Raw genomic sequence first — 26,195 nt, 5'->3', positions numbered from 1 at the left:
ACAAAAATGAGTAAACCTAGTACGGCGACGACGCCAAACGAAGCCATCAAACCGTCACAAAACCAATCGGGGTTACACGGCATATAAATTTCAATATCCATAACTCCTCTCATTTACATTGTGATTAGCTTTTTAATTTCAGCCACTGTTTACGTTGAGCTTCACTCTTGAATGTCCAAGCAACAAAGCGGCTGATCTTTTGCCCCTGGCTCATCTCAACGGTTTTCATCTCAAGAGCGCCAATCTTTTCTAACGTCTTTTGTATCCACTGTACGTTCTCTTTCTTAGAAATTAACGTCGTAAACCATAAGACCTGCTCAGCGTACTGTTTACTTTCAATCGCCATGTTTTTAATAAATTCAGCTTCACCACCAGGGCACCAAAGTTCCGCTTTTTGACCACCAAAATTCAGTGTCGACTTCGTCGGTTTACTACTGAGATCTTCTGACTTAAATGTCCCTTTCTTTACCTTATTCGCATTCAAGTTCTTGATTTTTCTTTGTGTGCCTTGCTCTGCTTCTTGTTGTGACTTGTGAAAAGGCGGGTTACACGTTGTGAGATCGTAGAACTCTCCTGGCTGAATGATATTGTCAAAGAAGGAGTGACTATTCGTCTGTAGTCGGCACTCAACTTTAAGGCTCAAGTGGCGATTCTTTCTCGCAATATTATTGGCATTATCAACCGATACTGAGTCAACATCACTACCCACGTACTGCCAGCCATAATCCGTTGCGCCAATAATTGGGTAAATACAGTTCGCGCCAACGCCAATATCTAGCGTGCGGACCAGTGAGTGCTTAACTGTTTTACTCTCGTTGCTCAACAATTCTGCAGCTCGGTGGATATAATCTGCACGTCCCGGAATGGGTGGACAAAGGTAGCCTTCAGGGATATCCCACTCAATCACGTTGTAGTGGTGCGCCAATAACGCTTTATTGAGCCTTTTAACGGAAATTGGATTTGAAAAATCAATGCTCTTCTCACCACGTGGGTTCAAGATTACGCTTGGCTCAAGTGAAGGTAATGCAGAGATTAGAGAATCAAAATCATAACGGCCATGATGCTTATTACGTTTATGTAGACCCGATGTTGTCGCGATAGCGTGTACTTTTATGTCAGATGAAGCGTCACTCTTCAACGATTTGTTAGTTTTTGAAGGCTTACTACTTTTAGTTGGTTTCGCTTTAAATTTACTGGCCTTTTTACTGGCTTTCTTATTAGGATCAGTTGGTTTCATATTCAATTAGTTATCTTTTAGTTCTTGATAAATCATAAACATCCGCGCATCCAACTCCAGTTGGTGATAATCAGGCTCCATATGGCAGCAGAGCTGATAAAACGCTTTATCATGATTCTTTTCTTTTATATGCGCGAGTTCATGTACCACCAACATTCTAAGAAGGGGCTCCGGTGCATTTTTAAAAAGACTGGCGATACGTATTTCATTTTTCGATTTAATTTTACTGCCATGAACCTTACGTACGTACGTATGTAAACCAAGCGCATTATTAATGATGTGGATTTTATTATCGTAGACGACTTTACTTAATGGCGCGGTCTTTTTCATATAACGATTTTTTATTGCCATCGTATAATCAAATAACGCTTTTTCACTTTTGATGACATGATTCTCACGGTAACGAGATTCAAACCAAGGGATCAGCTTATTTGATGAGACCAGTTGTTCAATCTGAGAGACTATATGCTCTGGGTAGCCCTGAACATAACGAAGTGAAGAGTTCATAAGTAAAATAACGATGATGTTTAATGGCGCTCAGTTTAACGGAATTGCCTTTGTGGATCATTGATTTTGTCAGTGTGCTTTTCTCTGTCGGCAATTTCCGCTAAAATCCGCGCTCAAAGTGAACGCTGCAAGAAAATTACTTGTATCAGAAACCTAATTACCAAGATAAGTGAAGTCTATTATGAAACGTTTAGTTCTTTATGTTGCCGACAAATGCCCTCATTGCAAAGACGCACAACGCTATCTTGACTCTAAGGGGTTAAAGTACCGCTTAACCAACGCCAAAATGCAGCGTGGCAGAAAAGAATTACAAGCGATGGGTGCACGTTCAATCCCTGTACTTAAAATCGGCGATCAAATAATGGTAGGTTGGAATCAAAAGAACTTCGATAAGATGTACAACGCCTAAATCGACTTTTCATTTCCTCTAGACATACTGCTTAACAAAGTCGATAAACGTCTTATCGGCTTTCGATTGATACCCCTCTTTTCTCCATGCCAATACCAGATCCATTTTTACTGGCTCTTCAAATGGTATGCCGACAACGCCTGGCTCATGATTTGTCACCAAATTTAGCAAGGCAGAAATAGCAAACTCTCGTTTAACGATATTGAGTATCATAGGTATTAAGTTCGTTTCAAAGGAGAACTTAAGGTCATAGTCTCCATCTCGTGACACCTTATCAATAAAGTCTCGATGAAAGTATCCGGGCTTGAACATCACCAGCTCATGTTCAAAAAATTCAGGGTAAGATATAGATTGATTTTGGGCTAATGAATGATCTTCAGAAACAACCGCCACCATCTCCCCCATCATCAAATGGTCTACATCCAATTCACTTGGAATGTCTTTGTTTACGATCACACCAATATCAAGCTCTCCAGCTAGCAACATATCTCTAATCGATTGAGTTCCAGCATCGACTAGCGTGAGCTTTAATTTGGGGTAACGTGATTTAAATGCCATTAAGATCTCAGGGAAAAAGTAAGATCCCATCATACTCGGCGCCCCCAATCGTACTTCTCCCTTATCCAGCCCAATCAATTCATCCATAGCGAGCTTGGCATCATCAAGCTGCTGTAAAATACGCTTTGCATGCTCGAGTAATACCTTCCCTTCGTGGGTGAGCTCTACTTTTCGGTCTTGACGCTTAAATAGCACCACCCCTAGTTGCTGCTCAAATTTTTTGATAGAAATGCTCAGAGCGGGTTGAGCGATATTTAACGCCTTTGCCGCCATGGTAAAGTGCCCGTGTTGGGCAACCATTGCGAAATGCCTAAGTTGTCTCGAGTCCAATTTCGATATCTTTTATATATTAACTAGATATTTTTAATATATTTTATTAATCACAAGTTCACTGCTAATTTGATCACATAGTCATCAACTCATCTCTATTACCAAGATGTTTAGTCTGTAGGAACTCTCATGGTTGAATTTGGCAGCGTAAAGTACCGAAAAATCACACTCAGCTTGGCGCTAGGTTCATTCTTAGTCTTTTGTAACTTATATATTTTTCAGCCAATTCTTCCATTATTGGCGGAGCACTTTTCAGTTTCCGAGACTCAGGTTAACGGGGTGTTTGCTGCCTCCACTTTCGCTTTGTCTGTGTTTCTTGTGCCTTGGGCAATATGTTCTGAGTCTTTAGGCAGGCGAAAAGTGATGCTAATCGGGCTTTATTCCATGCCTATTATTGGCGTACTCATGCTCATCAGCGACAGCTACTGGTTACTTCTAATGGCAAGGGGCTTAATGGGCGTCGCACTCGCCGCATTTGCATCAGTAGCCGTTGCCTATATGGTCGAAGAACTTGACCCTGCCGCCTTCGGGCGAGCAATAGGTGGCTACATTGCAGCTAATTCATTAGGCGGGATATTTGGTCGTGTTCTTGGGGGCACATTAACCGATTTTTTCAGCTGGCAATACGCCGTTGCTATTTTAGCTATTCTGACCTTAATTGGCGCGATGATTGTCAGTGCAATTTTACCCAAGCAAGAGAATTTCACCCCACAACGGGGGCTCTTTTTCCATCACAACCGCGCTCTTATTAAACATATAAAGAACCGAACTATCTGGTTTGCCATGCTTATCGGTGGTGTTAATTTCGCATTATTTGTTAACTTATATTCGGTAATGGGGTTTCGTTTGGTCAGCGAGCCGCACAATCTGCCCGTTGGCTTGTCTTCGCTTATTTTTCTCTGCTATTTAGCAGGAACATTAAGCTCGAAACTAACCGGAAAGTGGACGCAAACGAAACAGCCTATCTCAGGAATGGTTACTGGTTCTATCATTAGTATGATTGGGATGTGGATTGCGTTAATAGACACCGTCCCTATGATGTTAGTCGGGCTGATTTTGATCAGTTTCGGCGCTTTCTTTACTCATACTCTGGCCTACTCCTGGGTTAGCCAAAAAGCGCTTCATGCCAAAGCAACGGCAACAGCGTTATATCTTGTTCATTACTATATTGGAGGAAGCCTCGGCGGGTTTTTCCTCATTTACTGCTGGCAACATGGTGGATGGGCAAGTGTTGTCACAGGTGGAATGTCACTCTATCTATTACTCTTTGCGCTCTGTTTTGTTCTATTTCAACGAACACAAAAACAACTTGCCGCTCAACCAGCATAGACGGCATACATCTAGAGTAGTCTTCGTTTCATTTTCTGCTATTCTGTTGCGAAAATGAAGCAAGAAGCAATTAAGAAAGTAATGCCCATGAACAAATATGAATTAGCTGAAAAGCAAACTCAGCAATGGTTAGAAGATGCCATTATTGGCCTAAACCTTTGCCCTTTTGCACATAAACCCAATAAAAATAAGCAGATCAAAATTGCAGTGACGCCAGCAACAACGGAAGAACAACTCCTAGAGTTTATTCTTGAAGAGTTTCAAATCCTCGACAGCAAAGATCCTAAAGAGCTTGAAACAACCTTGGTCGTTTTCCCTGATGTCCTTCAAGACTTCATGGATTACAACTTCTTCCTAGACTGGGTTGATGGACTAATAAAGCAGCAAGACTATGAAGGCATTTATCAAGTCGCGACTTTCCACCCAGAATATTATTTCCATGGTACACAGCCAGAAGACGCCGAGAACTTAACTAATCGCTCTCCATATCCAACGATTCACTTAATTCGTGAAGAGAGCATGGAGAAGGTGCTGAAACACTACCCTAACCCTGAAGCGATCCCTGACACTAATATCGCAAGAGTTGAATCATTAACTCAGGAAGAAAAAAACAAACTGTTCCCTTATTTATTTAGCTAATTACTTAATAGTATAAGCATCGAAATCGCGCTAATTAGATAAATCAACCCGAACGTTTCGTGCGTTCGGGTTTTTTATAAGTCCTTGGCAAACGCTACTGCATCTGTTGTGGTTGAGGTAACTGGCAGGTTAAGTTGTACACCAACGCTGGGTTAATTAATTTCGGTTCCGCCAGTTGTTCATCTCTCTCTTCTCGATGACAAACAAACTCCTCTTCCGTCGTCTCTTCCGTTATAAAACTGTTCTCATGTTTCTCTTCACCAATCGTTGTCATATGAATCAATTCATCGGCCGTTTTAGGGTAGTTATGACATAGATAGACCTTGGTATCATCATCCATGTCATAGAGCTTAGTGAGCGAGTGAAACATTTGTTTTGCGCTGCCTCCTGGGAAGTCGGCTCGACCTGTACCGTGATGAAACAAAGAATCACCGACAAACACGGCATCCCCTACTTTATAGGTCAAATCGGCAGGCGTATGCCCCGGTGTATTAATGACTTCTAAGTCGGATTCTCCAAAGCCAAGGTGCTCGTGATCTAATAAATAATTTTCAAACTCATACATCTCACTCAGTGCCAAATCGTCTTTCCACGTGGCGTACACTTCTTTCACAGCATCTGACACATGAATAGGTGCGTTAAGCTTTTCATGTAAGAAGAAGGAACCTGTAAGATGATCCGCATGAATGTGTGTTTCTAAAATTGCCGTAACGTGTAATTGATGCTTTTCGACGTAATGGAGAATCATCTGAGAAGACTCAAACGTCACCTCTCCCGTGGCTTCATTATAGTCTGCGACAGGATCAATGATGATCGCTTCATTGGTTGCAATGTCGGATACTACGTAGCTGATTGTGCCTGAAATGGGATGAAAGAAATGCTGTACTTTCTGCTTGGCCATGTCGCCCCCTAACGCTAATCGTTAACACTTATAATGGATTAAACTGATACAGAGATCGTATTAATCAGTGTAGTTTGCAAAGCGAAAATCGTCAGTAATTGATAAAGCTATCAATCAAAAAAGCCAGTCATTGTTGATGACTGGCATGTTTAATTTCATATCTAAGGTGATAACGTCTTTATTTCGCTACGTTACCTGCAACATTCAGTGCGTCCCACGTTCGAGCAAAAGGAGGCGCGTAAGCAAAATCTAAGTAACCTAGTTGTTGAGTCGTCATCTTAGCGGTAATCGCAACGGCTAGTGCATTAATACGACTAACAGCGCCTTTCTTACCGATAATTTCACCACCTAAAAGTACTTTTGTTTCAGGGTGATAGAGCACTTTAATCTTTATGTCTTCTTGACCAGGGCAGTAATCGGTTTGGTTCTTATCTTTGATGATTGACGTCTTATATGCGATCCCATGCTCTTTCGCAACCACTTCAGAAATACCCGTACACGCCAACTCCAGATCCAGTACTTTCAGACACGACGAACCTAAGAAACCATCAAGGTACGTGTCTTTCCCTGCAAGGTGATCCGCCATCATACGGGCTTGCTTATTGGCTGTTGTCGCGAGTGGTAAATACACCATTTTATCCATGGCGATGTGATAGCTTGTTGCACAATCACCAACCGCATAAATGTATTCGTCTTCAGTTTGACCAAATTCATTTGTTAATAGCGCGCCATTGTCATATTTCGGCAAATCAAACGCTTCTGTATTTGGCTTGAAACCAAGTGACATGATAACAACGTCAGCTTTTACAACGCCATCATCCGTTTGAATCTCATAGCCACCGTCTTTAGCATCAGAGATGCTTTTTACACTACAGCCTAATTTCAGGTCAGCGCCACTTTCGCGGATATCCGCTTCAACCGTATCAATCATTTCTGGGCTAAATTGACGGCTCATTACCGTTGCTTCACGCTCAATGATCGTTACGTTTTTATTTAGGTGTTCTGCTGCATCAAACACTTCTAGGCCGATAAAGCCTGCACCAATAATACAAACATTATTCAGTTCTTTATTTTTGAATGCTTCTTTAACGGCAAGGCCATCTTCCATGCTTGTCAGTGTATAAACGTGCTCAGAGTTGTATTCACCAAAGTTAGGTAAGATAGGACGAGCACCAGTACATACGATCAGTTTGTCGTACGCGAGTTGATATTCTTCTTGGCTGGTTTTAATCGAAACAGACTTGTTGGCTTTATCTAAACCGATAACTTGAGAGTCCAAACGCAAATCCAAACCCGACGCAATAGCCTGCTCTGGAGTACGTGAAATAAGGCGCTCTGTATCATCAAACATGCCTGCTGTGAAATAAGGCAAACCACAGCCACCAAACGAAACGTAGTCACGTTTTTCGATAACGATGATCTCTTCACTTGGTTGATTCCGTTTGTATTTTGCTGCGAAACTCATACCAGCGGCATTGCCACCTACGATTACTGTTGTCATCTTTTCTTACCTATAAATAGTAAACAAAAATAGCTCCCGAAGGAGCTAGATTAAATAGTTCGAGTGATTAAGCCACGACTTCGCTGTCTGAAGATGGGTTTGCATGTTCAGCATTGTATGCTTCTTCATCCATAGTGCCATTCTTCTTAGCCGTTAGAACACCCGATAGCATAGAGCCAGAGATGTTAAGCGCTGTACGAGCCATGTCAATCAGTGCTTCAATCGATACTAGGATTGCAACAACGGTAATATCCAAGCCCATGATAGTCAGTACTGCAACTGCTGCGAACGTAGCACCGCCACCAACACCTGCGATACCGAAAGAGGCGATAGCGATAACCGCAACCAGTTGAGCGATGAAAGCGAAGTCTACCGGAATACCCATAACTTGAGCAGACATGATAGCAAGCATTGCTGGGTAGATACCCGCACAACCGTTTTGGCCGATACTTGTACCAAACGTCGCCGACATGTTAGCTGTTTCTTCATCGATACCCATACGTTGAGTTTGAGTTTCAACGTTTAGCGGGATAGCCGCCATGCTTGAACGAGAACCGAAACCGAACACCAGTACAGGCCATGTCTTCTTAACAAACTGCATTGGAGAAAGACCAGTGAATGCAACCATACCGATGTGGATAGCGTACATCACAAAGATTGCAGCGTAGCTTGCAACAAGGAAGCGGCCCATTTCAGCAAGAGCAAACAGGTCATTTGTCATCATGAACGTCGTCATCAGAGCGAATACACCGTATGGAGTAAGCTTCAAGATTTCACGAACCATAGACAGTACAACTTCTTTTGCCGCATTGATGAAATCAACAAAGCTTTGTACTTTTTCAGGGCGACGAGTTCTGACTTGCAGGATACAGTAGCCAAGGAACATACCGAACAGAACAGTAGATAGCGTAGACGTTCTTTCAGAACCCGTCAGCATGTCAAAGATGTTCGATGGAATGATTGATAGCGCTAAGCTAGCAAGGCCATTGTTCGCCATCGACTCTTGTGTAGAAGCAAGGTTTGCACCACGAGCGTCCATAGCAGCGCTTGAACCAACCGTGCTAACCAATGCGTTTGCATCGATGCCGAAGATGTAGATTGCCGCAACACCAATTAATGCAGAAATACCACACGTTACGATTAGAACGCCGATAACTTTAGGCGCGATACGAGACAGTGCACCACCGCCTTCTACGTTCATGATTGAAGATATCATCGCCACAAAGACCAGCGGGATAACAATCATTTGTAGAAGTTTGATGTAGCCTTTACCGAATACTGAGATGAGCTCAGCAAACCCATTTACAGCTTCATTGCCAAAACCGAGTGTAATCTGAATAACACCACCGAATAATAAGCCTCCAACTAATGCAGATAACACTCGGAAGTTAAACGTTTTTTTCTGTTTCTTGAACTTAGATAGCACGGCATAAAAGCCAAAGAACATAATACTAAGTGCAATAAATGTAATACTCATAAGATACTCCAACCAACCCTGTGATTACTTACGATAAGCAATGGCTTCAACTTCAACCAACGCGTCTTTTGGTAAACGAGCAGCTTCTACACATGAGCGAGCTGGTGCGTTTTCCGTTCCAAATACATCTGAATACACTGCGTTAAATGCAGCGAAGTTTTCCATGTCTGATAAGAAGCAAGTAGTCTTGATGACAGTATCAATGCCTGCACCACCCTCTTCTAATACTGCTTTTAAATTTTCTAACGACTGACGAGACTGTTCAGTGATTCCACCTTCAACAAATTCCATCGTTTCTGGAACCAGTGGCAGTTGACCAGAGCTAAATACCAAGTCAGCAAATGTCGCGCCTTGTGAGTACGGCCCGATAGCTGCTGGCGCTTCGTTGGTATTAATGATTTTCTTCATTATTGATACACCTATATTTTGATTATTAATTTACTAAAAATTCTGATTTAAATTCACGAAGATATTTGTAGACCGCTTGGCGTGTAATACCCAAACGTTCTGAAACCTGAGTTGTGGTTTCCTTTAACTCAAAAACACCGTTATCAAATAGACGCTTGGTGATCGCTTTATTGCGGCCCTTACTAGAAACTGAGTCATCATTGTCAACTTCTTCAATCACACTGCTTAACGCTTGGTCAATGACATCTGTTGCATTGGTGCTGAAGTTTTCATTAACCATTGTCGTTGCAACAGAAACATCAGGCATTAACGTCTTAATGATTTCAGGGAATGGAAAAGAGAGGTTCATGTTGATACACAACATACCGATGGCTTTATTATCTGCACCGGCCAATATACAAGTTGTCGACTTTAGCAATGAGCCATCACAGCTATTTGTAAAATAGCTTTTTGGAGATACGACGCCTGAGTTTTCATAGTCACGCCACATCTTCAAACCAAGATCGGTAATTGGTGCACCCATTGCGCGTCCAGTGTGGTGTCCATTGACGATTTTAACAACCGACTCTTCAAAGCTTTCAAACGAGTGAATGACCACTTCACAGTGCGGGCCAATAAGATCAGCAATCGTATCTGCAAGACGAAAGTAATTCGATAATGACTCACTGTCTTGTTGAGAAAACTTCACTTGTTTAAGCATTTAAATCACTCGTTTACATTAATTTACCTTATGGGGCTAGATTAACCATAAAGTAGTAATTACACAAATTTGAGTAAACTATTTTTAACCTTAACAATAGTTATCTCAGCGAAAAATTGAGCCAAATCAAACTTTCACCCTCTTGTTTTAAAACGTAATTTGATAGCGATCTCACTAATGGCGTTTTACCAGTTCAATTTTGTTAACTTCACCAAAGTTTACATTATTAAACCATATAGTTTATATGGGCATCACTTTGGTTATTATTTTGGTCGTTATTTAAACGAAATGATTGATACTGTCACATCATTTACATGCATAAGGGTGGGTAACTTTAAATGAGGAATAATGGTATTCAAAAAGAGATGGTTAGAATAACAATCATATTTTTACATGGCCTTTAGCTTAATGGGGCTTAAGTGGTTTATCCCGTCCCTGCGGGCTGCTGTTTACGTTCTTCAACAGACTCATCCAGCGCAGTCATCATAAGTAAACACTTAGAGGAGCAGATCTAATAAGTGACATTATCTCCCAATATAGACAGGACGGTTAGTCACCACATTTACAACCAAAGTTTGTTAGATTCCACGCATAGACTTAGGAAGGTTAACTCTTAAAACAAGCAACATATTCCAACACAAAAAGTGACACGCAAAATATAAAAACTTTAAATTCAACACTTTAGGGTCACGATATTAGTTCACTTTTTGTCGCTAGCCCACCTCGCCGTTCAGCTCAATAATACCCTCGAAAAATCAATAACTAAATTTATTACTTATACACCTCTGAGGTAAAACCCATGAGCACGACTCTTGATTTTGAAAACAAAGAAACAGCAGGCAAAGCCAAATGGCTTAGCTTAGGAATTCTTATTCTAGCTCAACTAGGAACGATGCTAGATAACAGCGGATTCGCTGTTGCTACGGAAGCACTTATTTCACAACTTGGCGCTACCATGCCAGAAATTCAATTTGCTAACGCGATGTACCCACTGATTGCCGGTGCTGGTATGGTTGTCGGCGGTCTTACTGGTCTGTTTTTAGGCTGGGGTCGTCAACTTCGTTTAGGCGCGCTTCTACTAGCAGCTTCTGCATTAATCGCAGCGCTGGCTCCAAATATGGATGTTCTTATTTTCGGTGGTCGTGTCGCTGCAGGTTTAGGTGCTGTATTCCTTGTACCTTCTATCCTTGCTCACGTAGCTGGCCTTTACCAAGGTAAAGACCAAGCGATTGCATTCGCTGGTATCGCTGGTGCCGTTGGTGTTGCTACCGCTGTAGTACCACTAGCAATGGGCGCTGCGCTTGACGCATTTGGTTTCACGCCATCATTTATGGGTGTAACGGCTTACTTCATCATTGTTTTCCTAGCGACATTTAAGCTAGCTCCAATGCCGAAAGCGAAATTCGAAGGTAAGTTTGACCTTGTTGGTGTTATTCTTTCTTCTACTGGTCTACTAGCAACGATTGTTGGTCTACTAAAGATTTCAGAGTGGGGCTTAATCGCACCAATCTCAGAAACAACCTTCATGGGTATTTCACCAGCTCTACCACTAGTGGCATTTGGTGCAATCACTCTGTTTATTCTTATGAAGTGGGAAAAGAGCTTCGAAGCGAAACACGGTACTGCTCTAATTCCTTCTACTTTCGTTAAGAACAAGCAAGTACTTATCGGACTTTACCTATGTGCTATCGTATTCCTAATGTTTGGTTCGCTATTCATTAACATCGCATACGTACAAGTTGTTGGTGGCGCATCAGCAATGGCTGCTGGTCTTCTAATGACTATGTTTGCCGTTGGTATGATCATCGGTACTATCGTTGCTCCTGCTAAGATGTCTGGTATGACAGTTCGTTCTGTTTGTCTACTAGGTTTCGCTATCTCTTTTGTTGGTCTTGTCATCGCGACCTTTGGCTTCACTGAAGTTGGCGTTAATGCCCTACAACACACAGGCCTTGCTATCTTTGGTTTCGGTGTTGGTCTACTTATGACTCAAGCTTCAATCACGGTTACAACTGCTCTAGAACAGCGTGATGCTGAGCAATCTGGTGGTATCCAAGCAACGTCTCGTAACGTTGGTCAAGCATTTGGTGTTGCGGTACTTGGTTCAGTTCTTATGTTCTCGCTTACTGGTGAGATCAAAGAGAACGTAACAAACCACGCTGCACTTTCTGCTGAAACGAAAGAAGCCGTTTTAGCGATGCCTGCACTGCCGTTTACTAGCACGACTGATTTCGAACTACTACTTGCTGACGTAACAGAGAGCAAAGAAGAAACACAGATCATCCTAGCGATTAACTCAGAAGCTCGTCACAGCTCTGCAGTGAAAACCATGTTTGCTCTAATGCTTATCGTAGCGTCTGGTTTAGTCATCTGTCGTGGTCTACCACGCAGGTCTCTAATGGAAAACAAAAAAGCTTAATCACAGCTTTTAGCTAAACAGTACTTAAATCCCTATCACTCTGTGATGGGGATTTTTTATTATCAATCTAGAATGAAGCAAATAATCAACACGCCAAACACTTCCTGATAAGACCAACCTCCACTTCTGATAAATCACTATATCTACTCTCCCAAAATTTGCCAAAAAGAGAGCGCTTAAATCAGTCGCTGCATCAGTGTATGAAAACTCAATAGAACGGCGAATCATCTAATTTTGACACATTTATTGAGTAGATTTACAGGTCCAAATAGAAGAAGTAAAAGACAATTAGAGCATTCGCTAAACATTCTATTTCTCTGGCGACAGTTGGAACTCAAGAGAAAGTTCATCTTCAGTTATAAACGACCAAGCGATCATATCTTCCGCTCTTTGGTAACGACCTACCTTGTGTCAGACACTAATTCCATCAGAAGCAAACCATTCAGCCGTAGTTGTTAAGCGAATACTGGAAAGCACTTACTTTCCCCCTTTCTAATAACGTTGATTCAATTGAAATACTTCCTTATAAAAATCCATCAACACCCTATTTCTGCTCAATGAACCATCAAAATAACAACAGCAATTACTCTGAAATCGAAAAAAGGAAAGTCACACAAACAGTCCAACCTATTGTTTTAAAATGATTAATTAATGATAAAAAGTGACTTAGATTTTGTCCTATTAGGTTGGTTTCGCACCTTGCTTCATATCGTTAATATTCACCCATACTTTGAAATCCAATACATAAACGGGTGACCAAAACAGGTCGCCAATTTAGTGACTAGCATAGGCGAGATAGACAATGCCGATTAAATTTTTCAAGAAACTATTCGCATCAAATAATGAGCAAAGCTCAGCACCTTCTCATCACGTGGAGACTTCTACAATGAATAATCAATCCCTATTTTTTGGCGGTTCAATCATTACAATGAACGACAATCAACCGACGGTTGAAGCGCTATTAGTTGAAGATGGAATAATCAAAGCTACTGGTAACAAAACAACACTGGCAGAACAGTATCCAAACGCTGTAATGGTTGACCTTGAAGGTCAAACGCTAATGCCAAGTTTCATCGAAAATCACTCTCACATTCTTCTATGTGCAAACATGGAACAAATGACAGACCTAAGCTTCTTCAAATACCAAGTCGACGAAGAGATGATGGCAGCATTCCGTTCGATGACACCAAACAAAGACGGTTGGTTGATGGGCATCGGTTGGGATGTGAAAAAGCAATCTATCCCGACATTAGCTGAAATTGATGAAGCTCACCCAGACTTACCAATGTTCATCACTATGCAAGGTCACGGCGGCTGGTTAAACAGCAAAGCATTTGAAGAACTAGGCATTACTAAAGAGAGCGAGCCACCACAAAACTCTCAATACGTTAAAGACGAAAACGGTGAGCTTACAGGCATGATCCTAGGTCAAGCTGCTGTAATGCAAGCATACAAAGGCACATTCCCAGCACCTCTTGCTGAAGATGTTGTTGCAGTTTCTGCTAAATATGCAGAAGAAGGTATCACGACGGCTTCTGATCTGATGATCATGGCACCTAAAAACCTAGCAACTATGGTTGAAGCGTCAAAAGACGAGCAGTTCAAAGTTCGTATCGTTGGCGGTATCGTGAATAACTTCCCTGAGTTCCCTCAAGTCATCAGCCAAAAAGACGAGTACAAAACAGACAAGTTCCGGATCGGCTTCTTAAAAGCCTTTACAGACGGTTCTGTTCAAGGCGGCAATGCATCCACGGCCATTGAGTACCAAAACGAAGAATTTAAGAATATGCCTCGTCCTCTTTGGGGTACACAAGACATGTTCAACCAAACTGCACAAGCCGCAACTCAACTAGGCGTAGACTTCATCTTCCACGCAAATGGTGAGTTAGCACTTGAAGCAGCACTTGACGCAGTAGAACATGCTCGTAACTCTGCTAAAGAGAATGGTATCGACGTATCAAACTTTATGTCATGTGCTCACCACTTATCATTAACAACGGCTAGTCAGTTTGACCGCATGGTTGAACTGAATACACGTCCAAGCTTCATCATGGGCCACCTATACTGGACTGGCGGTCAAATCATCCACGATTACTTTAAAGCCGATGATCTGCACCACACATTCAAAGTGAAAACAGCAATCGAGAAAGGCCTACGCCCTACTCTTCACAATGATGCACCAGTGACGCCAACGAAACCTTGGCAATCAATCAAAGCAGCTGTAACTCGCGAAACATACTCTGGTGACATTCTAAATGCAGAAGAAGCGATTACAGTAGAGCAAGCGCTTAAAGGCTACACAATTTGGGCTGCTGAGCAGTTTAAAATGGAAGCGGAATATGGCTCTTTAGAAGCAGGTAAAGTTGCTGATATGATCATTATTGATAAGAACCCACTGAACCTTGAAGCTAAAGACCTAGATACCGTTAAAGTTCAAACGACTTATATGCAAGGTGAAGTGACATACAAAGCGTAATGTCTTCTCACTCACAGAGATTTACTCCTCTCTGATTAAATTATTAAGCCCAGCACTGATGCTGGGCTTTTTGTTCACCATCACTTTTATATAACCACCAACCCTATTGTCCTTTCATTCATTGGTTTGCTTTGTCAATTACCTAGTACTCTTTGTGCCGCTTTTGTGATTAACACTACCAAACAAGGTTAGAGGTGGATTAACGATACGCTTAATCAGTAAGGAGAACTTACCTTCTAGAGAGGTTAAGGGCGATACCTATAAATAGGGTGGAACATAAACACGTGCCTATCTGCAAACGCGCTAGGTGAGCAGAAACAAAAAAGCACCCTACCTAGAGAGTGCTTTCAATAAACGATTAGGGGAAACGGTGTCTTAACGTTCGCGCGTCAATACAGCACCAAATTTCTCACCAAAACCCAATGTTAGATACAAGAACACTTCATTCGTATCAATAGCCCACGCTTGTCCACTGATCAACGTACCCTGTTCAGGTAAATCGCGTCCTATATACTCTTCTAATTGCGTCTTATTAGAGTAACTCGGATTTAAAAGAGAAAAGGTCAGTTTGTCTTCACCCCTTTTGATAACCGTAACGTCGACCGTAACATTACTTTGTAGAATTTCTTCAGAAGCTTCATTAGAGCTAAAGCTAGAAATCAGCCTTGCACTTTCGTTTTTAGCGTCATCAACGATAAGTTGTAGATCCATAATAACTTCGCGGTGTGGGTACTGAACCACAGTACTTCCTGTCCAGATGCCAATAAAAGGTTTCGTCGGAGTATTCGTTGTTTTGTAAACCAACATACCAATTAAAGCGCAGAGCAACCACAACCCAATAACAAGAAACGGTTTTGACTTTACTTGCATTCGGTTAACTCCTCATTTTTGTTGCACACAACCATAGTGTTGTCATCTGCGATATAAATAGAAAGATGGTCGGTATCAGCGTCACGTACATAGACAGGGGCCTGTAGGTCTGTCACTTTTAACGCAAAGGCTTCCAATGATGATATCTCTTGTAAGTGTGGTGTTCTGTGTCCGTTTAACGTAGAGAATGCATATCCGATAACAAAAGCGATAACACAACCCGTCGTCACCGCTGCGCCTAAAAAGCGTTGCTTGCTTTTAGTCGTATCGAGCAGTTCCTTTACAGCCACAGGATCTTCAAATCGTTTCAATTGCTGCTGAGCTTCTAACGATATCCCCTCAAAATTATGCTCTGTTTGATAACGGCTAATCGTTGTATCTAGCTGTTCTTGCTTCTCTAATTCAACGACATCTGGTGGTGATGATAATAAGTAACCCTGCTTAGAAATAGTACGAATCAGCGAGCGATTATTATCCTCCAACGACTTTCTCAGGCGCTTAACCAGCTGGTTTATTGTCGCATCCGTTGCGTATGTATTTTGGTAAAGCTCTTCAACTATTTTCTCTCTTGATGTCACTTCTGGAAATGTTTCGATAAAAACATTAAGTAGTGCAGACTCCTTCGAGCGCAGTTGAGACAAAGAGTCATTTTTTGATATAACTCCCGAAGTCATAGAGTACAAATAATCACCGACCTGATACACCGGAGCTTCAAGTTTTAGTTTGGTCATAAAATAAATCTGTCGAATGCGATATCACTAATTATTTCATTTAATTCTAACTTTCGCTTAGGTAATTATAGAACGTTTGATATTCGTCATACTTATCTTTCTCATTTTTTATCAATCGACTTTAGCTATCATTTGATAACTTTACGTTTTTATGACACCCAAAATCCCAACCTATCAATAACCCTAATTTAATAAAGGCTAATTCATAAAAAAAACCTTAACTCACTGATTGTTAGAGATTAAAAAATGACAAAACCTGACTTAGATTTTGTCTGATTAGTTTCCTTTAACACTATCACCCTCAGTAATATGATGGCGCCGTGATTCATACAACTGTCCAAATAAAGGGTAACCTATGACCGACTCTACAAAGAAAGCAAAGCAAAACATGGCGAGCACGCCAGAAGAAATGGTAAAAATTCTAGCGAACTTTTCATTCTTTAAGCCTGAAGAGCTTTCACAACGCATTCAAACTCTTCATGAAGGCCACTTCCCGACTCTTGCTATGGATGAAACTCCACGCCCATACATCGACGCAAGCGAAGATCCTCGTGGCGATATCAGCGCTGACTATATCGAAGAGTTCGCTATGAAGTTAGTGGATATCTCTAAAAAATCTCGTGAAGATGGCAATATTCTTTGGGGTCGTATCCAAGGTACTAAGTATGAAGCAGAAGCCCAAACCTTAGTGGCTGACACGCTACGTTCATTTGGTGTTGAAGACGTACGTGAAGACTTCTTCCCTATCCGTAACGCTCAATGGGAACCAACAAAGAACGAGCTTACTGTTATCTCTTCAAATGCACTCGAAGAAGGCGAAACCGAACACAACTTCAAATACGCTGTTACACCATTCCCTTCAGGCCTAACATCTGAAGATGGTGTTGAAGCGGAAGTGATTTATGTTGGTCAAGGTACAGCTTCTGAGCTAAATGGCCGTAATCTTGAAGGCAAGATTGTTCTTCTTCAGTGTGATTTCTCAGCGGGCGGTCCAATGTACTCGACTGGTCGTACTGCATACTCGCGTATCGCAGCGGGCACTTACGGTAAAGCAGCAGGCATCATCGCATGGTGGACACTGCCTGGTTCTAAGCAAACTGCTACTCGTATCGGCGCGATGGGCGGCGGTGACAGTGTTGGTGAAGCACTACCATGGATCTCAATTGGTTACGACGACGGCCTTTACCTTCGTAAATTGATCGACCGTGCAACACCTGAAGAGCCAGTTATCACTCGCTTATGTGTTCAAGGTAAAATGGAAGATGGAACTCAGCGTCAATCTTCAAATGTTTATGGTTTCATCCCTGGTACAACAGGCAAGTCGGTTGTAATGACTTTCCACACTGACAGCTACTTCTATGGTCTACACGACAACGCAGGTACTGCAGCAATGGTAATGGCAGCGGCTAAGCACTATGCTGCACGTCCTCTAGAGCAACGTGGCCACGGTTTAGTTGTTCTTTCTGTTGGTGATCACGAACACCCAGGTGTTGGTGCTACTGACAAATTCGTTGAGCAAAATCACGCGTTTGTTCGCGATGAAATGCTGATGGTATTACGTCCTGAAAAATTAGGCTTGATGGCGCTAACAAAAGAAGGTCCAATCCAGAGTAAGAGTAACCAAGCAATCCCTGCAATGCAGATGATTACGAACAAATCTCCTCTACTGTTGGACGTATTCGAGCAAGCGGTTAACAACTACGCGCTACCAACAGCTGATTTCTACTATCAAGACCCTGCAGCTGACGAGACACACTTCCATCCACCGTTCGCTAAATTCGATGATCTAGATGCGGTATCAACAGGTTGGGCTATTTCAAGCTACTCTTACCACTCAACGATCGATTATGATATGGGTATCATTAGCTTTAAACTGCTAGAAAAGTATGCTCGTGCACACATCTTCATCATCGATGCGCTAGCGGGTGCAACAAAAGAAGACATTAAGAAAGACGGTCACGAACTACCTACTAAGTCTATCTACTCTTCTGACCTATTCAAATACTACTACGGTAACTTCTAAGCCCGCAGGTTAGTATTTTGGGGGCTGCCAATTCCAATTGGTGGCCCTTTTTATTTCCCAAAGCTATTCAATAGTTAACTATCCTCGGTTATAGGCTTAAAACACTCGCTTTCGTTTCCAGTATGAACCATCGCTACCTAGCTTATCTAAACGGTACAATTCATAACGAAATCTTTCACCATGGGCTAGATTTTACTCTCTCGACTTCATTAAGGAATCAACAAACTCGTTTCAGTATCTTCATTGTTCCAATGTCTAGCACAGCAGAGTATTGAACCTTCAACGATAGTAATTAATCGGAAAGCTCTTAGCTCTTAGAAACACTTAAATCTATCTGCATTATAAATAGGCAACCAGTCGCATTTGATTACACTTTATTAAAATCAAATACAATTGTTCATTGCTTTCTCCTCAAGTTAAAGAGCAAACCCACCAACAATCGAGCATGTCATAAGTGTGCTAATTCATTGATTTGTATTGACATAAAAACAACATAAAGTGACTTATCTTTTGTTGCTTTAGGTTTGTTTCACAGGTATGACAGCAGCGGTACTATCACCTCGTTTCCAATCAGCATCTGACTTTTCGAACACATATGGTTGTCTTCTCTGTCAGGTAAGTATAAAAAACTAAGGTGTTAATAATGAAAAAGATATATCTAGCCGCAGCCCTACCCCTTACTCTATGTATGAACCAAGCGATTGCAGAAGAAGAAGTTCAAGATATGTCAGACCCTCTTGCGGTATACACGCAGGGCGGTATCGGTTTTACCAATAAAGGCGTGAACCTAAAAGTCGGTGCTACTTACACAACAGGTGTTGCTACAGAAATGGGCATGAACATCCTAGAAGTTAAAGGATTTGCCGGTGACATCTTAGGTTGGGATGGTTCAAGTAGCCGTAACGACTCAGTAGACTCTATCCGTTACCGTGATTTCGTCGTTGACCTAACAAACGGTCGTGGTACTCAATTAGATATCGCTTACGCAACATCATCAGATGCAAATGGTGCAGCGGGTGAAACAGGCACTGTTTCATATTCAATGATTCAAGCTCTTCCTGCTCTTGGCCCAATAAACTTTTTTCCACTTGCGGGTGCTGGTTTAATGTTTGGCAACAACCTCAACGAAAAAGGGTTAACTAACAGTAGCGGTTATTCTGTTCCTGGTACTTTTGGTGTTGTTGGTATGTATACAAAAATCACAGTAACTGACAAAATTTGGCTGAACTTTAACCCTATGTACATGCAAACATTCTCAGGTTCAGATACGTTTAAAGATTACGCGTTCGGCGGCGATGACAGCATACTAACTCACGAGTTTACCGCCTCTTACCAAATTCAACCACGTTTCAATGTTCGTTACTTTGCAAACTGGAATGAAGATGTAGATTTTTCAGATGGCGATCACCGCATCGAGTTTAACTACCAATTCTAATTAATACTTCTAATAAGCTGGCCCAAAGGGTCAGCTTTTTTCAATTTGGGATTCTATGACATGAATAAATACATTGTATCTGACAAAAACAGATTCCTTGTTCAGTTTTAACATTGAAGCGGACCACTCTCTATGACTCTTCCCATATATAAAAACAAAACTCTACTTCTATTCTCTCTCTGTTTAGCTCAATTCGCTATCTCTGCCGATATCGCAAGTTTTTCAATTGCGACAAGCTCCCTCATGTCACACTTCCAAGCTGATGGAAATGACTTAAAAATCGCAGGGGCAATTAACCCCTTAATTGGCGCCTCCTTTATGCTGATCTGTAGCATGGTCGGGCTCTTTATTGGGTGGCGACGACTACTCATCTTTGGTTTTTTCACTAGTACTTTATCCGTCGTCACGATTCTCCTCGCGCCCTCTATAAACTTTATCATCTATCTTGCTAGACCTCTTTCTGGCCTTGGTTCTGCTTCTATTTTACCTGCTGCACTAGCATTAGTTATTGGCCATTACCCAAAAGAGAAGAGAGCCGTTGTATTTGGTGCTATGGCTGCAGCAACGGGGATAGCTGCTGCAATTAGTCCACTAGTATCAGGTTGGCTGTTTGATTCCTACGGTTGGAGAAGTGGCTTCTTTTTACAACTTTCTTTTTTCGTTGTCGGGCTATTTTGTGCCATTTTTTGGATCTCACCTCTGCACAACGTAAAACCTAAAAAGTTTGATACTTTAGGCTCAATCCTATGCGCGACGAGTTTAGTACTGATAGTCTGTGCTCTGTTGTTAACCCCTAACTGGGGGCTAATAACAAATTCTTCTAATCTAGATCTTCCACCATTCTTCGGTTCCATTAGCCCTGCGCTATTTATGCTTATCTTTGGGCTAATAATCTTTGCTTTGTTTTTACTCCACGAACAAAAATTTGAACGAAAATATGGTGTTGCGTTGCTGCCTGTTTCCTGGCTTAGAGAGCGAGAGTTACAGAAAGGGCTCGCAATACTGCTGGTCATGTATTGTATCTTTGGAGGCTTTAATTTTTCGATTATTGCCTATTTACAAATTGCTGCGGATTTGTCAGCCATTAAAACTGGCGCAATCATTTTAGTCTTTGCTATCGCAATGATCATCTCATCGGCTCTAACGCCTATATTGTTGAAAGAGCAGCAACCCAAAAAGCTCTGTGCTCTGGGTTTTGCTCTGTTCTTTTTTGGAGGCTGTTTTCTTGGCATATCAACTAGCGAGGAAGGTATCTCTGCACTCATTTATCTAGCAATGGCGATCTGTGGTATTGGAATTGGAATTTTATCATCTCAAACTCCCGTTATTATAACTCTCGCCGTTGGTGAGAAAGGTGCAGCTCAATCTGGTGGCATACAAGCAACAACTCGAAAAATTGGCCTAGCGCTTGGTATCGCTGTTGTTGCTGGCTCAGGTCAATCAACGTTAGAGAACCATGTTAGAGAGCGTATCATCGACAATGAGCATGTATCTCAGCCAATTCAAACCTTAGTCAGTGAAGCAAAAGCAATTCCCTATATCAATGATTTCATGGTCATCGACTTTCTTAATGAGTTAGGTGTTGATGAAAGTGAAATTAATCATATTCTTGAAATTAACAATGATTCAAGAAATCTAAATTTCACCACATCGAATCGAGCGATGCTTATCTTTGCGGTGCTTGGAGTGCTCATTTCTTTGAGGCTATCTCGCTCAAAAGGAAAAGAGCCAACCGAAGCTCAGCCAGCTCATTAAGTTGAGATAGCAAATACTAAAAAGGAGTGCGTATGCACTCCTTTCTTATTTTCGATTGCGACCAATTTATCTAAACTCACGATAACTCAAAGATAAGCTCAAATAAAAAGACCACGCTTGGCGTGGTCAATTGATCAGCTACTTCTCAACTTTTATGTTCTCAACTCGGGCCTTTAATTTTTGTCCCGGTCGGAATGTAACAACACGTCGAGCAGTAATAGGAATGTCTTCGCCAGTTTTAGGGTTTCGACCTGGACGTTCACTTTTGTCGCGTAGATCAAAATTACCAAAACCAGACAGCTTTACCTGCTCGCCACTTTCGAGCGCTTTTCGAACTTCTTCAAAAAACACTTCAACCGTTTCCTTGGCATCCCGTTTACTGTATCCAAGTTTTTCAAACAGGTTCTCAGCCAAATCGGCCTTTGTGAGCGCCATAAAACTCCCCTTAAAGCTATGTTTAACATTGCTGCTATACGCAGCGCCAAAGCATTTTGCCTAGCCAATCAACAACATATCGGCTTTACCTTGGAAAGTGTATGCCAAGCTTCTGATTTTCGCCAACTTTTTTCTAAAGCTATCAATAAGCGAAGTAGCAAACAAAACAAGAAGAAAGCAATCAAGCAAAACATTATCTCAAATTAAAATTAAAAAGATGACAACAATAGAACATAAAACCACGAAGCAGACACAATGCAGATGATAAAGCCATAATGAGAAAATTAAGTTTTTTTGCAATTTTTTGAACAAAAAACTTTATATCGTTAAAAATTAGCACCTTAGTATTACTTACGATAACGCTTTAAGCCATTAATAATCAACAAGTTTCAGATAAAAAAAGAGCCCACTAAAAAGCAGGCTCTTTACCATTGTTTGTGAAAACCTAGTCGCGAAGTGCCGCGCCAAATTGCTCAGAAACTTTTGCAACGATAGCTTCAACACTACCTGCAATATCCGCTTCTGCAAGCGTGCGCTCTACAGACTGAAGTGATAGTGCGATTGCAAGGCTCTTCTTGCCTTCCTCTACGCCTTTACCAACATAAACGTCAAACAGTTTAGCGTCAGTTAAGAACTCACCACCAGCTTCTAGACAAGCGTTAACGATGTCACCAGAAGCCACAGCTTCATCAACAACAACAGCGATGTCACGACGGTTTGATGGGAACTTAGATACTGCTACCGCTTCTGGGATAACGCGAGTATCAATAGCAGTCCATTCGATTTCAAACACAACCGTGCGACCATTCAAGCCAAACTTACGCTCAAGTTCTGGATGAACCGTACCAATCACACCAACAGATTTGCCATCGACAACGATCGCTGCTGATTGACCAGGGTGTAGTGCAGGGTTTGCTGCTTTCTGCTCGTCTGAAAGCGCTGCGAATGAGAATGCTTTTTCATTTGCAGATAACTCTAGAACCGCTTCTAAGTCACCCTTAAGATCAAAGAAATCAACCGTGTTAGTTTCAATGTCCCAGTGCTCTTCACCGCGAGTACCAGCGATTACACCAGCAAGCATAGGCTCTTGACGCATGCCGTTCTCAGCTGATTCACATGGAATGAAACGTAGACCGTATTCGAATAAACGAACACGTGGCTGTTGACGCTTCTGGTTGTGCACAACCGTGTTTAGCAGACCTTGAACTAAACCAAGACGCATTGCCGCCATATCCGCAGAGATTGGGAATGGAAGAATCAGTGGTTCTACATTTGGAACAACCAATTTTTGTTGCTCTGGTTCTACAAAGCTGTATGTGATTGCTTCATGATAACCACGGTCAACAAGAAGGTTACGTACACGCTTAAGCGGTAGGTTTGCTTCTTTGTGATCGTTCATTTTAAGTGCTGCAGCAGGCGCTTGATTTGGAATGTTATCGTAACCGTAGATACGACCCACTTCTTCTACCAAATCTTGCTCGATAGCGATATCAAAACGCCATGTTGGTGCAGTTGCAGTCCAACCTTCAGCCGTTACTTCAACAGTTAGACCAAGACGTTCTAGGATCTCAGCAACGTCTGCATCTTCAATGTGATGACCTAGTAGGCTATCAAGCTTAGTACGACGTAGTGTTACTGTGTTTGGCTTCGGAAGATCAACTTCAGACTCAACAGCAACAACAGGAGCAACTTCACCGCCACAGATTTCTACAAGAAGTTCAGTTGCACGTTCCATTGCATTTGTTTGTAGTGCGTAATCAACACCACGCTCAAAACGCATTGAAGAGTCAGTGTGCAAGCCGTATGCACGAGCGCGACCACGAATATGGTCAGGAGCAAAGAATGCACACTCTAATAATACGTCTTTAGTTTCAGTCGTCACACCTGAGCTTTCACCACCAAAGATACCAGCAATAGCTAGTGCTTGGTTATGGTCAGCAACAACCAGTGTATCTGCGTTTAGCTCTGCTTCGTTACCGTCTAGAAGAGTCAGCTTTTCGCCCTGCTCTGCCATACGTACTACGATTCCGCCTTCAACCTTAGCTAGGTCAAACGCGTGCATTGGCTGACCTTGTTCTAGAAGAACATAGTTCGTGATATCAACAACTGGGTCGATTGAGCGAATACCACAACGACGCAGTTTCTCTTGCATCCATAGTGGCGTTTCAGCTTGTACGTTTACGTTTTTAACCACACGGCCAAGGTAACGTGGACACGCTTCCGTTGCTTTTACTTCAATAGAAACAACGTCATCGATCGCTGGTGCGACAGCAGTTACAGAAGGCTCTGTTACGTCTGCACGGTTTAATACGCCAACTTCACGAGCCATACCGCGAATGCTGAAACAGTCAGCACGGTTAGCGGTAAGATCAACATCAACCGTTACATCGTTAAGCTCTAAAAGCTCACGAACGTCCATACCTAGAGTAGTACCTTCAGGTAGCTCAAGGATACCGTCAGATTCAACATCGATACCTAGCTCAGAGAAAGAACAAAGCATGCCGTGCGATGGAACGCCACGAAGCTTCGCTTTCTTGATTTTGAAGTTACCAGGAAGAACCGCGCCTACTGTTGCTACTGCTACAGTAAGACCAAGACGACAGTTAGATGCACCACATACGATGTCTAACAGCTCTTCTTCGCCGATATCAATTTTAGTTACTTGCAGTTTGTCTGCGTCAGGGTGCTGACCGCACTCAACCACTTTACCAACTTTAACGCCAGTAAATTCGCCAGCGACAGGAAGAACATCGTCAACCTCTAGACCAGCCATTGTAATTTGATGTGTTAGCTCGTCAGTCGTTACTGAAGGGCTAACCCACTCACGAAGCCATGATTCGTTGAATTTCATAGTGTCTCTACCCTTGAATTACTTGAACTGTTTAAGGAAACGTAAGTCGTTCTCGAAGAACGCACGTAGGTCGTTTACGCCGTAACGAAGCATCGTTAGACGTTCAACACCCATTCCGAATGCAAAACCAGAGTATTTCTCAGGGTCGATACCAACACTGCGAAGAACATTAGGGTGAACCATGCCACAACCTAGAACTTCAAGCCATTTACCGTTCTTACCCATTACGTCAACTTCAGCTGAGGGCTCAGTAAACGGGAAGTAAGAAGGACGGAAACGCACTTCAACTTCTTCTTCAAAGAAGTTACATAGGAAATCATTTAAGATGCCTTTAAGCTGTGCAAAGTTAACATTTTCGTCAACTAACATACCTTCCACTTGGTGGAACATTGGCGTGTGAGTTTGATCGTAATCGTTACGGTAAACACGGCCTGGTGCAATGAAGCGGAATGGCGGTTTGCCATTTTCCATCGTACGGATTTGAACACCAGAAGTGTGCGTACGTAACATCAAGTCAGGGTTAAAGAAGAAAGTATCGTGATCAGTACGTGCCGGGTGATCTTCAGCAATGTTCAGAGCATCAAAGTTGTGGAATGCATCTTCAATTTCAGGGCCTGATTCAGTGCTAAAGCCAAGTTCACCGAAAAACTGTTCAATACGCTCTACAGTACGAGTAACTGGGTGTAAACCACCGTTCTCGATACGACGACCTGGTAGGGTCACATCGATAGTTTCAGCAGCCAATTTTGCTTCTAGCTCAGCGCGTTGTAGTGCGTCTTTGCGAGCAACGATTGCTTGTTGAACTGCGCCTTTCGCTTTGTTGATCTCTTGACCAGCAGTACGACGCTCTTCAGGTGGTAGTTTACCAAGGCTTTGAAGCTGAGCCGTAAGCTCGCCTTTCTTACCTAAGTACTGAACTCGCACTTCATCAAGTGCAACCAATGACTCTGCCGCGTTAATCGCAGTAGTAGCATTAGCAATAATCTCTTCTAGATGTTGCATCGTTTCCTCATCTACCTATGACTTCCTACATTGGAAAGGCATAAGTGGTAGTGTCCATAAGGGTCCCAGCACGGGATTCTTGGGCATTTTCAAATAGCTGTACATAGTAGCGAAACCCACATCTAAAGCCAAATTGAATTGCCCATATCTCACCCTATTGATGAAAAAAACAACCCCGACGATTGAATTTAACCTCAAGTAC

General features: G+C 42.1%; 21 protein-coding genes. 8 read left to right on the top strand and 13 right to left on the bottom strand.

Features of this window, described 5'->3' with window-relative positions; genetic code table 11:
* Positions 1-124: 124 nt before the first annotated feature.
* Together rlmF and KP803_RS17830 are read right to left on the bottom strand one after the other, a co-directional pair.
* Positions 125-1,237: a 23S rRNA (adenine(1618)-N(6))-methyltransferase RlmF gene (gene rlmF / locus KP803_RS17835; protein WP_248010264.1), complete on the bottom strand. Its 1,113-nt coding sequence runs from the start codon at positions 1,235-1,237 to the stop codon at positions 125-127.
* 6 nt (positions 1,238-1,243) lie between these two features.
* Positions 1,244-1,744, bottom strand: a complete 501-nt coding sequence (locus KP803_RS17830) for a YgjP-like metallopeptidase domain-containing protein (protein ID WP_248010218.1) — start codon at positions 1,742-1,744, stop codon at positions 1,244-1,246.
* 181 nt (positions 1,745-1,925) lie between these two features.
* Between KP803_RS17830 and KP803_RS17825 the strand changes: the two genes are divergently transcribed.
* Positions 1,926-2,153, top strand: coding sequence for a glutaredoxin family protein (locus tag KP803_RS17825; protein WP_248010217.1), 228 nt, complete (start codon positions 1,926-1,928; stop codon positions 2,151-2,153).
* Between the two features lie 18 nt (positions 2,154-2,171).
* Here the strand turns inward: KP803_RS17825 and KP803_RS17820 are convergent, their stop codons facing one another.
* The gene (locus KP803_RS17820) at positions 2,172-3,041 is read right to left on the bottom strand and encodes a LysR family transcriptional regulator (RefSeq protein WP_248010216.1); all 870 of its coding nucleotides are present in this window, start codon (positions 3,039-3,041) and stop codon (positions 2,172-2,174) included.
* 129 nt (positions 3,042-3,170) lie between these two features.
* Between KP803_RS17820 and KP803_RS17815 the strand changes: the two genes are divergently transcribed.
* Together KP803_RS17815 and KP803_RS17810 are read left to right on the top strand one after the other, a co-directional pair.
* Complete coding sequence (locus KP803_RS17815; RefSeq protein WP_248010215.1) at positions 3,171-4,370, top strand: MFS transporter; 1,200 nt, start codon at positions 3,171-3,173, stop codon at positions 4,368-4,370.
* An 87-nt stretch (positions 4,371-4,457) separates the two neighbouring features.
* On the top strand, positions 4,458-5,009 hold the full coding sequence (locus KP803_RS17810; RefSeq protein WP_248010214.1) for a DUF1415 domain-containing protein: 552 nt from the start codon (positions 4,458-4,460) through the stop codon (positions 5,007-5,009).
* Between the two features lie 94 nt (positions 5,010-5,103).
* On the opposite strand, the gene KP803_RS17805 is transcribed toward KP803_RS17810, so the two are convergent.
* The 5 genes from KP803_RS17805 to KP803_RS17785 form a co-directional block, all read right to left on the bottom strand.
* Entirely contained in the window at positions 5,104-5,910 is an 807-nt protein-coding gene (locus KP803_RS17805; protein ID WP_248010213.1) for an MBL fold metallo-hydrolase, read from the bottom strand.
* Positions 5,911-6,088: 178 nt separating this feature from the next.
* Positions 6,089-7,411, bottom strand: a complete 1,323-nt coding sequence (locus KP803_RS17800; protein ID WP_248010212.1) for a CoA-disulfide reductase — start codon at positions 7,409-7,411, stop codon at positions 6,089-6,091.
* Between the two features lie 67 nt (positions 7,412-7,478).
* Complete coding sequence (locus KP803_RS17795) at positions 7,479-8,888, bottom strand: cation:dicarboxylate symporter family transporter (protein WP_248010211.1); 1,410 nt, start codon at positions 8,886-8,888, stop codon at positions 7,479-7,481.
* A 24-nt stretch (positions 8,889-8,912) separates the two neighbouring features.
* Complete coding sequence (locus KP803_RS17790) at positions 8,913-9,296, bottom strand: RidA family protein (protein WP_248010210.1); 384 nt, start codon at positions 9,294-9,296, stop codon at positions 8,913-8,915.
* Positions 9,297-9,321: 25 nt separating this feature from the next.
* Complete coding sequence (locus tag KP803_RS17785) at positions 9,322-9,996, bottom strand: helix-turn-helix transcriptional regulator (RefSeq protein ID WP_248010209.1); 675 nt, start codon at positions 9,994-9,996, stop codon at positions 9,322-9,324.
* Between the two features lie 799 nt (positions 9,997-10,795).
* On the opposite strand from KP803_RS17785, the gene KP803_RS17780 reads away from it, so the two are divergent.
* Together KP803_RS17780 and KP803_RS17775 are read left to right on the top strand one after the other, a co-directional pair.
* Positions 10,796-12,415, top strand: coding sequence for an MFS transporter (locus tag KP803_RS17780; protein ID WP_248010208.1), 1,620 nt, complete (start codon positions 10,796-10,798; stop codon positions 12,413-12,415).
* Between the two features lie 886 nt (positions 12,416-13,301).
* Complete coding sequence (locus KP803_RS17775; RefSeq protein WP_248010207.1) at positions 13,302-14,891, top strand: amidohydrolase; 1,590 nt, start codon at positions 13,302-13,304, stop codon at positions 14,889-14,891.
* Between the two features lie 375 nt (positions 14,892-15,266).
* Here the strand turns inward: KP803_RS17775 and KP803_RS17770 are convergent, their stop codons facing one another.
* Together KP803_RS17770 and KP803_RS17765 are read right to left on the bottom strand one after the other, a co-directional pair.
* A complete protein-coding gene (locus tag KP803_RS17770) occupies positions 15,267-15,761 on the bottom strand; it encodes a hypothetical protein (protein WP_248010206.1) in 495 nt (164 codons plus the stop codon).
* Positions 15,752-16,492, bottom strand: a complete 741-nt coding sequence (locus tag KP803_RS17765; RefSeq protein ID WP_248010205.1) for a winged helix-turn-helix domain-containing protein — start codon at positions 16,490-16,492, stop codon at positions 15,752-15,754. Before KP803_RS17765 ends, KP803_RS17770 begins: the two co-directional genes overlap by 10 nt.
* 355 nt (positions 16,493-16,847) lie before the next feature.
* Between KP803_RS17765 and KP803_RS17760 the strand changes: the two genes are divergently transcribed.
* From KP803_RS17760 to KP803_RS17750, 3 genes are all read left to right on the top strand, one after another.
* Entirely contained in the window at positions 16,848-18,515 is a 1,668-nt protein-coding gene (locus KP803_RS17760; protein WP_248010204.1) for a M28 family metallopeptidase, read from the top strand.
* A 640-nt stretch (positions 18,516-19,155) separates the two neighbouring features.
* On the top strand, positions 19,156-19,950 hold the full coding sequence (locus tag KP803_RS17755) for a hypothetical protein (RefSeq protein ID WP_427916969.1): 795 nt from the start codon (positions 19,156-19,158) through the stop codon (positions 19,948-19,950).
* A gap of 132 nt (positions 19,951-20,082) precedes the next feature.
* On the top strand, positions 20,083-21,705 hold the full coding sequence (locus KP803_RS17750) for an MFS transporter (protein ID WP_248010202.1): 1,623 nt from the start codon (positions 20,083-20,085) through the stop codon (positions 21,703-21,705).
* 138 nt (positions 21,706-21,843) lie between these two features.
* Here the strand turns inward: KP803_RS17750 and ihfA are convergent, their stop codons facing one another.
* The 3 genes from ihfA to pheS form a co-directional block, all read right to left on the bottom strand.
* A complete protein-coding gene (gene ihfA, locus KP803_RS17745) occupies positions 21,844-22,140 on the bottom strand; it encodes an integration host factor subunit alpha (RefSeq protein ID WP_102405695.1) in 297 nt (98 codons plus the stop codon).
* Positions 22,141-22,585: 445 nt separating this feature from the next.
* The gene (gene pheT / locus KP803_RS17740) at positions 22,586-24,991 is read right to left on the bottom strand and encodes a phenylalanine--tRNA ligase subunit beta (protein WP_248010201.1); all 2,406 of its coding nucleotides are present in this window, start codon (positions 24,989-24,991) and stop codon (positions 22,586-22,588) included.
* Positions 24,992-25,009: 18 nt separating this feature from the next.
* Complete coding sequence (gene pheS, locus KP803_RS17735; protein ID WP_248010200.1) at positions 25,010-25,993, bottom strand: phenylalanine--tRNA ligase subunit alpha; 984 nt, start codon at positions 25,991-25,993, stop codon at positions 25,010-25,012.
* Positions 25,994-26,195: the final 202 nt, after the last annotated feature.

The organism is Vibrio amylolyticus (assembly GCF_023145695.1).
Classification (GTDB): domain Bacteria; phylum Pseudomonadota; class Gammaproteobacteria; order Enterobacterales; family Vibrionaceae; genus Vibrio; species Vibrio amylolyticus.
The sequence above is the reverse complement of the archived record's forward strand: the minus strand, read 5'-3'. Positions and strand labels throughout refer to the sequence as shown.